We start from the raw sequence: 8548 nt of genomic DNA, 5'->3' as shown, positions 1-8548 counted from the left end.
CCGGTGAGCCGGTCCCGGGCCGCCCCAAGGCGGTCCCACACCACGTCTGGCAGATCCGCGGCCCACTCAACGATCTCGACGACCCTGCTCTGCCCCGAGACCACCGCCGCGACCGCGACCGCCAGCAGACCCGGCAACGGATGGATCCGGCCCCGCCGGTCTCGCGGGTCCGGCACCTGCGCCAACACCTGCAACAACCCAGGCGCGTCCCGCTCCCCAAGATCCGACACGCCGTTCAAGTGTGCAGACAACCCGCCGATCAACGATGATGCTTCCACGAGCGCGGTCCTTCTCGATCATCCAGCCTAGACACCTGAATGATCACCAGAAGGCCGCGCTCTTCTACGTACCCGCCGGAACCGGCGTGACTATCCCATAACCGACCATCCGGTCAAACCTCGATCTTGCGAACGCCCTGTGTCAGGTGAGGTGACGGCCATGGTGTCTTTCGGTCAACCCTGACGGTCAGGTGCCCCATGGGATGTCATCCTCAAAAGCCTTGCCCAGCCAACGCTGGCGGAACGTCCGACGCCAAAGCCTGCCAGGCGCTGAGTAATGGTCAAGATCACAGGACGACCGGGTGGCCCTTAAACGGGTCTCGGCGTCGGCGTTGGGCTGGTCATCTCCAGTTGCTGCACCAGCCCCGTGGACACGATCGGAGCTTGATGCCGTCGCGTCGTGGCAGCGGTGCCGGATTCTTTACCTGCACAACCTGCCGCGAAGGTGCTGAAGTCAGGGCACCCAAGCCGCGATGGTGGTCCGCCCGATCCTCAAGGAACCCGCACGAGCGGTGCCGTCAGGCTGAACAGCGCCTCTGCCGATTCTGGCACAAGCGCTGTTCGACCTCAGCGGTAGCAGTACACCGCCGTCGTCCCTCCCGCCGTTGAACAGCGGCGCAACATTCGACCCGGGCAAGATCCTCGGGTGGCGCAGATTGACCAAGATTTTTCGGGTGACTTTGGTGGCCTGATGGTCTTCATCGTCTCGACTGCTACTCGGGTCGACCGACAACTGGCCGGTCAGCGCGGCTCAGACCCCCAGCGACGGGGCGCTTCTTTACGGTGATGTCTACCCCGGCCGGGTCTTCCATGGCCTGCCTCGCGCTTGCCTGCGAGGTGATGGTCTGTGGCTCTGACGAGTAGGACAACCGTCCGAGTGGGCTCAACTGTCTGATAGCCGACAGTCTCTGCGGCCAACGGGCGGCATCGTCAGAACTATCTTCGCACTGAAGCTCCGAACGTCCGCCCTTGCACATCGCCCTTACCAAGATCGAGAGCCCGGAGAGGGTCCAGTGAGATTTAGAGCCCATCACGCTGCAATTAGCGCAGTCGATTTGGATCAATCAATTTCCTTCTATGAAAAGTTTGGATTTAAAGTAGCGTTGCGTTGGCGGGATCCCGAAGGAGAATCGGAGATTGCCCACCTTAAGCTCGACGATTTTTTCCTTGAAATTTTCTGCTACAGAGATCAAGTTCCGGCGCCAGAGAGTGCCTCCGCTCTCGGTACGGATCTGCCTCGAATCGGCGTCAAACACTTTGCGCTCCAAGTTGAGTCAGTCCAGGACGCGAAGGCCTTCGTGCTTCAGGCCGGAGTTGCCAAAGAGGTGGAGGTGCGCGAGGGGAAGACGGGCGTCGTCTACTTTTTCATGAAGGATCCCAGCGGCATCTTGGTTGAAGTGTTGGAAGACAGGCGCGGACTATAGTCGAGGACAGGAAATGACCTATGGCGACAGGCGTTGCTCGGCGACTCGCTAGGCTGACCCGGAACGGGTACTACTGCATCGCGGCACTCGACCATGGACTTTCATCCGGTGAGGTGCAAGGCATCTCAACGCTCAGGCAATTGAATCACTGTTGCGCCACGCTCTACGGGTTCGGGTTTCCAGCCGCTGTTCTCAACACTGGTGTGATGAGGCATATTAACCCGCCAGCGCAGATGTCCATTGTTGCTCAACTTGTCGGAATGCCTATGCATTCAGTAAATGCACTTGACCGTGTTCCTCTCGCCATGCCTGCTGTCGCGGCAACCGCCGGCGCTGACGCCGTTTCGATACAACTTCAGGCGGATGCGATGTATGGGCCCGGAGTTGTAGAACGGCTTGCCCTGCTGTCTCATGAGGCTCATACTTTGGGCATGCCAGTCCTCCTCATGCTTAACGGTGACGACTGGACCTCGGCTAAGCAGTTCATGGGCACCGTCAGAAGCCTTTCAGAGATTGGCGTTGATCTGATCAAGGTTGGTCCCGGGACCATCCTCGACGAATTGTCGAACGGCACCCTCGTAGGGCTTGGCGTTCCATTGCTGTATCCCGGCGGCGAACTCAGTTCAGACTACCGTAAATGTGTCACCAGAGCGGCGGCAGCAGGTTATGCCGGTGTGTGTGTGGGACGAAATGTGTTCCAGTCGACGGTGCCTCTTCCGAAACAACTCGACATACTGGACTCAGCCTTCATTCCGCAACCTGCCTCTGTGGTGCAATAATGGCGGCAACTTTTCTTCAGTGGCTGATGGCTGTTGGTGCCCGCGCCCGTACGGCATCGGGTGAGCCTGTTGCATTATCTGACCTAGAAGCTTCGGAATATTCGATAATTCAGCAGCTTGACCTTAGCTCTGCTGGCTTGGACGAAGTGCACGAGGACCTTGCTCGGCTTTCATCGCTCGAGATTCTGAACTTGAGCAGGAATCACTTTTCCCAAATTCCGCCGGTGATCTTTACCTTGACAATGTTGCGAGAGTTGCAGCTTTCAAGGAACCAACTCCGTAGCCTTGACGGAGGTATAGGAAGACTCTCGCGCCTTCGAGGCCTTTATGCGAGCAGAAATTTGATTCAGGACTTACCTAAGGACATTAGGAATCTTGCGGAACTACGTACGCTGAATGTGCGAAATAACCGCCTCTCCCACCTTCCAGACGAGATATTCGCTCTCGCGCAACTCGATGAGCTGGATGTCAGCGAAAACAGTATATCCACGCTGAGCAGGCAGATAAATAGGTTGAAGTCTTTGCGGAATTTCTATATTTCCGGCAATGATCTGAGAAGCCTACCCGATGAGATTGGCAGTCTTCCAAGCATTGAGAGTCTGGCTATTAGCGGCAACCAGCTAACCGCCCTTCCGCCGTCAATTGCCAGACTGCAGAATTTACGTTCTTTCTGGGTCTATGACAATCCACTCAGCAGTCCACCTTTGGAAATCGCCGTACGGGGGATACCCGATATACGCGCCTACTTCTATGCCCTGGACAGCGGGGCCGCGCAGCTTGAGAGCCGAGTGAGGATCCTCGTCCTTGGCCCACCGCGAGTCGGCAAGACCTCCTTGATCGAACGATTGTCGCAGAATTCTTTTGGATCACGCCGACGTGAAACCCTTGGCGTAAAAATATCTAAGTGGCTGACGGCGGACAGCTCGGAGATTCTGCTATGGGATTTCGGTGGCCAAGATTACATGCATGCTGCTCATCGATTCTTTATGGCCGGAGGCGAGATTTTTGTAGTCGCCGTCGACGTGCGGGAGCCAACTGCGCTGGAATACTGGTTGCAGGTAGTTAGAAGCACCAACCGCAGTGCGCGTATCCTGGTCGTCTTGAATAAAGTTGACTTGGAAGCAAGATTTGATGTCGACCGTCGTTTCCTATCCGAGAAGTACGGAGTCGTCGTAGACTACTTCCGGACGTCTTGTAAGACAGGGGAGGGTGTCAACCATTTGGCCGGACGAATAAGTGAGTTGGCCACGGCATCTGTTGCTGCCAGATCATCCCAGCGTTCGATCCCTGTCACTTGGGCGCTTGTTCATGACAGACTCTCTCACTCGCCGACGCCGACAATTAGCATCGACGGGTATAGGGAAATATGTCGTTCGGAAGGATGTGCTGATGCCGCCGAGCAGACAGTGCTGCTGAATTTTCTGCGGGATATAGGGTCGGTAGTCGTACTCGACCGAGCAAAGCCATGGACCATCGTCACGGATCCCCAGCGGATTCTTGACATGGTCTACGCTGTGATCACCTCAAAATTCGCCCGAGAATCCAAAGGGTTGGTACCTGAGGCGGCCTTAGGGTCCATCTTGGCTGACGCTGGTTTTTCATCCTCCAGAGACATTTCTTTGGTTCGAGATTGTCTTATTGATTACGACTTTGCGTTAAGGCTCCCCGACGGTGTTTTGGTGATTCCGGATCTGTTGCCGAATATTGCCCCTCAGGACATCGACGTGCCCGAGGTCGAGGTAGTGCGACACACCATCAGTGTCGACGGCGACCCGTCATTCCTCCATGCGCGTTCACTAGTAAGGCTTGCCTCTGATGTTATGGCCACGAAAGCATGGCGTAGAGGTGCGCTATTGAGAAGTTCAGGTGTTGATGCATTCGCGCTGATCATCGCTGACGAGCACGACAGGCAGATCCGCCTCAAGTGTTGGGGGCCGGATAGGATAAGTTACCTTGGCTTTATTCGTCTAATGATCAGGTCTGTCGCGGGTGCCTTCGGCGATATTTCAATCGCTGAACATATTCCTGTGGGGGACGATGGGGCGACGGTCGAATACGACGAAGTGCTTGGCCTTTACCTGATGGGCGAGAGGGAACTCGTGCTGGGGAAGGCCGGCGTCAGAAGAGACATTCAATCGCTGCTGTTCGGGGTCAATAACCAGGGCGGAAGGTTGTTAATGAGTGGTCCGGTTTACAACTTTGACAGAAGCGCGGTTAGTTTTGGCGCCGGCCACGCATTCAACATCAACTCCGGCGAGATGAAGAGCGTTGTAGCCCAGCTGGTTAGAGAATTAGAGTCGACTAACCACTCTGAGGGCCGTGTACTGGCTCAGGAGATTTCCGATGCTGCAGTAGCGAATGATAAGTCTCGTCTTGCTGCGGCGGCGCACAGGGCGCTTGCGGCGTTCGCAGCAGTCGCCCCGGTCGCCGAACTCGCCAACTCTGTTATTTCTATAATTTCTCAATCTTGACGATTGCCGCTTCGCGTCTTCGAATTTACTGCCTCAGTGTAAGGGCATGGCTTAGGCCTGCGCTGTTGCTCACGTAACACAGCGGCCTTGTGCTGTCGATGGCCAAGGACTGATGCTTCGTCTAGCGCCTCGCGCACGCCTTCGTGCCGGTCCCTGCAGTGCCGGCTCAAACCCCCACAATGGGTTAACCAATCAGGAGCTCTCTACTCCTGCAGAACGTGTCCAAGGCCGCGAGCTTATGTCGGACTCTCTGAGGGCCGACATGGTAGTGTCGAGCCATGAAGTCGGGAATCTATCGCCACAAACAGCATCCGGAACTTCTTTACCTTTTCGTTGGCCTAGCCCACCATCACGACTCGATGGACGAAGTCGCGGTCTACTCTCCGCTTTTTGTCCGCCCGGATTGGTCTGGTAGGAGCATATTGACCTACCGCACGCTGGAAGACTTCGACTCGACTTTCGAATGGGCGGGAGAGCGGTTGCCGTAGCCGGTTAGGAGAAGTTGTACGTAGTTGAGGTGGCAGCCCTTAGCTTCGGACGGCGGTACGCGACTCGTTGGCATCGGTCTCGTCAATTATGAGCCAGAGTCGTTTTACTTCCTGGGTCTGGCTCAACCCAAATGGCCACTGGGTGTTGACTCCGACACCCGCGCTCGTCCATTCCGTCTGAAATAGTCCAACTAGTACCCGCCCTGGGCTATTTCCGACGGAAAGGCCGCCGCAAGTCGTTCGCTCTCGGATGGTGAAGGTCGGTGCCTGAGTGAGTCGGCTCTCGTGAGCACCGGAGCGTCAGTCACCGGTTGGGGGCCGTCTCGCTCACCGGCCGCACGGGGCAACCCCGCAGGGCGTACGCCAGCAGACCCGTCACCGCCAGGATGGCCGCGCACGCCGTGGCGCTGGTGGTCCCGGCGGGTTGGATCAGCCAGCCGACAACCTGCATCTTCAGATCCTGGCTGGGCCCCATCATCGGCAGCACCGCGATGAGGGTCCAGATCAGTGGGGCGATCCAGGCCAGGGCGGCACCCAGCACCGTGGCGCCGAGCGCGGTGAGCCCGAGCAGCCCCGCAGTGTTGCGCAGCACGAGGGAGAACGGTTCGTAGCGCGTGTCGGTGATCATGCTGAGGGACAGCAGCCCGGTGATCGCGGCGGCGGCGAGCAGCAGGTGCCCGGCACGGCGTACCGGCCAATTGACCGCCATCGTGTGGTCCAGGGCGTCGTCGGCGCCGTTGAGGGTGGTGCCGACAGCGACCACCGCCAGCATGATGACGAGGCTGGCCGTCCTTGCGCTGATCGTCGTGGAGTCGGTGTAGGCCAGCGACAGGGCCCAGGTCAGCGCGATCAACGAGGTCGCGGTGGTCAGGGCGACGGGCACCCGGCGGGAGCGCAGGTGAAGCTGAAGCCACCTCACTGCTGATCTCCCGGCAGGATCGCCACCAGCTCGTCGTCCCGGCAGGCCAGTACGCCCTCGCGTACCGCCGCCATCCGACGTCGTTGCTCGACCTCCGGCAGGCTCACCAGCGACTGGTACGCGCTCTTCAGCAGCGCCATCTCCTCGGGTGCCCATCCGGTCTGCGGGGCCGGCGGTCGACCGGTCAGCCAGGCGGCGGCGACCATCCGGGCCCGGTACACGTCGCCCCGAATCGACTGGTCGCCGCACTCCTGCTGCCAGGCGGCCTCCAGCAGGGACGGCAGGAAGTAGTCGCCGGACAGGTCGGCGCGGCCGACGCGGTCGATGGTGGGGGTGTCGAAGACGATCGTGTCGGCGGAGTGTCGGACCGGTCCGGCATCCAGGTCCGGCTGCCCCCAGTAGGTGACCTGTTGGGTCTCCACCGCCCGGACCGGTGCGTTGGGCAGCTTCGCCGCCATCATGTCGAGCGCCTGGCGGGCGGGGCCGACGACGGCGGGCAGCAGCCCGGCGTGTGCCCGCGTCACGCAGACCTGCGGGCCGTCGTTGTCGCAGACCAGCTCGATGGCGACCGGGTCGACGACAGCCGCCCCGCGGATTCCGCCGACGGGCAGGAGTGGCAGCGCTACCGCGACGCCGAGCAGCGCCGGCAGCACTGCGAACGCGATCGCGCGGCGCCGCACCGCGCCGAGCAGCAGCAGGCCGGTCGCGGCGAGGGACACCAGCCACAGCGCCTGGAGCAGGCTGACCCGCGTCGCGATCGTCTGGAAGTCGTCCAGGCCGGTGATCGCCGGCACGAGCAGCACGGCCGCCGGCTCCGGGGGGAGTTGCGTGAGGCCCGGGCCCGTGGCGGGCGACGTGGCCAACTCCGGCACCAGCCCCACCAGGACGAAGCCGACCACGGCGAGGACCGGCGCGGTGATCACCCGGGGTACGGCTCGGCCGGCGGCCATGCCCAGCCAACCAGCGGCGATCAGCGCCGGAATGCCGACCGCGACGACGACGATCGTCGCGCTCGGGAAGTAGTTCGACGTCGGCACCACCCATCCGGCCGCGATGAGGAAGACCAGGAGGTACGCGGTCACCACCGAGACCGCGAGAGCGCCGGCGGTCGGGGCGACGCGCTGCCACCGAGGCCGCACGGTGCTGGCGAACAACTCGTTGACGCGGTGGCGCGCGTCGCGCCGGCCCATCCACGCCCCGCCGGCCAGCGCGAGCGGCAGCAGCACCATCAGCAGCGACCGGGCCATCACCGCCAGCTGCATCCAGCGCCCCGCGACGAACTGGGTGGACGACAGCAGCAACACCGCGCCGCTCACCAGTATCAACAGGGCGGTGCCCAGCGCCGCCGAGCGGCGCAGTTCGATGCGGAGGATGCGTCCCGTCATGCCGACACCCGCTCACGGTAGGCGCGCAGCACCGACGAGTAGCCACGTTCGGCGGCGCTGTCACCGGCGTCGCCGGCCCCACCCTGCTCGGTCAACTGCCCCGTGGTGCCCTGCCACACCAACCGGCCCTCACTGATCAGCACCACGTCGGAGCAGGCCACCGCGACGTCCTCGACCAGGTGGGTGGAGACGAGTACGCAGCTGTCCAGGCCGATCTCCCGCAGCAGCTCGCGGAAGTCGAGGCGCTGCTCCGGGTCCAGGCCGACAGTCGGCTCGTCGAGCAGCAGCACCGCCGGGTCGTTGACGATCGCCTGGGCGATGCCGGCGCGGCGCAGCATCCCGCCGGACAGTGTCTTCATCCGGGAGTCGGCGCGGTCCGTCAGGCCCACCCGTTCGACGGCCCGCTGCACCGCGCCAGGGATGACAGCCTTCGGCATCTCCTTGAGCCAGGCGATGTACTCGACGAACTCCCGGACCGTGAAGCGCGGGTAGAAGCCGAAGTGCTGCGGCAGGTAGCCCAGGCCGCGGCGTACCTGGCGGAGGTCGGCGTTGCCGGTGACCTCGCCGCCGAGCAGGGCCAGCCGCCCACCGGCCGGCTTCAACACGGTGGCCAGGGCTCGCATCAACGTCGTCTTGCCGGCGCCGTTGGGGCCGAGCAGCCCGTGCACACCGGTGCCCAACCTCAGGTCGAGCTGGTCGACGGCGAGGTGCCGGCCGGCCCGGACCTGCAACTTCTCGGCGTGCACCGCCCACGCGTAGGTGGACGGGGCGGTCTCGGCCACGCTGACCGTACGCATCATGATC

Annotated in this window: 7 protein-coding genes; 3 read left to right on the top strand and 4 right to left on the bottom strand. The window is 61.6% G+C overall.

The window, feature by feature from the left end:
- A partial coding sequence (locus tag AB0K35_RS22825; protein ID WP_363887374.1) for a transposase family protein occupies positions 1-230 on the bottom strand: 230 nt, incomplete at its 3' end.
- Between the two features lie 1061 nt (positions 231-1291).
- On the opposite strand from AB0K35_RS22825, the gene AB0K35_RS22820 reads away from it, so the two are divergent.
- From AB0K35_RS22820 to AB0K35_RS22810, 3 genes are read left to right on the top strand one after another with little or no spacing between them, the layout of a single operon-like run.
- A complete protein-coding gene (locus AB0K35_RS22820) occupies positions 1292-1702 on the top strand; it encodes a VOC family protein (protein WP_363887371.1) in 411 nt (136 codons plus the stop codon).
- A gap of 20 nt (positions 1703-1722) precedes the next feature.
- Positions 1723-2481, top strand: a complete 759-nt coding sequence (locus AB0K35_RS22815; protein WP_363887368.1) for a hypothetical protein — start codon at positions 1723-1725, stop codon at positions 2479-2481.
- Positions 2481-4952: a COR domain-containing protein gene (locus AB0K35_RS22810; protein WP_363887366.1), complete on the top strand. Its 2472-nt coding sequence runs from the start codon at positions 2481-2483 to the stop codon at positions 4950-4952. Before AB0K35_RS22815 ends, AB0K35_RS22810 begins: the two co-directional genes overlap by 1 nt.
- 792 nt (positions 4953-5744) lie before the next feature.
- On the opposite strand, the gene AB0K35_RS22805 is transcribed toward AB0K35_RS22810, so the two are convergent.
- Genes AB0K35_RS22805 through AB0K35_RS22795 form a run of 3 tightly spaced genes read right to left on the bottom strand, consistent with a single transcriptional unit; the run spans position 5745 to position 8541 of the window.
- Positions 5745-6359 (bottom strand): hypothetical protein, encoded by a 615-nt coding sequence (locus tag AB0K35_RS22805; RefSeq protein ID WP_238666644.1) that lies wholly within the window; start codon positions 6357-6359, stop codon positions 5745-5747.
- A complete protein-coding gene (locus AB0K35_RS22800) occupies positions 6356-7744 on the bottom strand; it encodes a hypothetical protein (protein WP_363887364.1) in 1389 nt (462 codons plus the stop codon). Before AB0K35_RS22800 ends, AB0K35_RS22805 begins: the two co-directional genes overlap by 4 nt.
- On the bottom strand, positions 7741-8541 hold the full coding sequence (locus AB0K35_RS22795) for an ABC transporter ATP-binding protein (RefSeq protein WP_363887388.1): 801 nt from the start codon (positions 8539-8541) through the stop codon (positions 7741-7743). Before AB0K35_RS22795 ends, AB0K35_RS22800 begins: the two co-directional genes overlap by 4 nt.
- Positions 8542-8548: the final 7 nt, after the last annotated feature.

The sequence above is a fragment of the Micromonospora sp. NPDC053740 genome, from assembly GCF_040677775.1.
Lineage (GTDB): Bacteria > Actinomycetota > Actinomycetes > Mycobacteriales > Micromonosporaceae > Micromonospora > Micromonospora alfalfae.
The sequence above is the reverse complement of the archived record's forward strand: the minus strand, read 5'-3'. Positions and strand labels throughout refer to the sequence as shown.